The organism is Burkholderia sp. SIMBA_051 (genome assembly GCF_046534915.1).
GTDB lineage: Bacteria > Pseudomonadota > Gammaproteobacteria > Burkholderiales > Burkholderiaceae > Burkholderia > Burkholderia ambifaria.
Genome location: NZ_JAWRXS010000898.1, coordinates 1 through 236, shown reverse-complemented (window position 1 = coordinate 236; position 236 = coordinate 1). Strand labels below are relative to the sequence as shown.

General features: G+C 66.1%; 1 protein-coding gene. It reads right to left on the bottom strand.

What is annotated here, in order from left to right:
- On the bottom strand, nucleotides 1–236 hold a 236-nt coding region (locus SB771_RS37055), incomplete at both ends, for an ATP-binding cassette domain-containing protein (protein ID WP_410722293.1).

Here is a 236-nt window from a genome sequence, read left to right as displayed (position 1 = left end):
GCACCGTCACGCCCTGCGCGCGCAGATTGGCGAGCACGGCAATCAGGTTGTCCACTTCTTTTTGCGTGAGCGAGGTCGTGGGTTCGTCCATGATGACGAACTTCGCCTCGCTGGCGATCGCGCGTGCAATCGCGACGAGTTGGCGCGTTGCGAGCGGCAACTGTTCGATGAGCGTCGCCTGAAACTCCGCGTCGCCGGGCAAGCCGACCGCTTCTAGCGCGCGGGCCGCCGTGCGC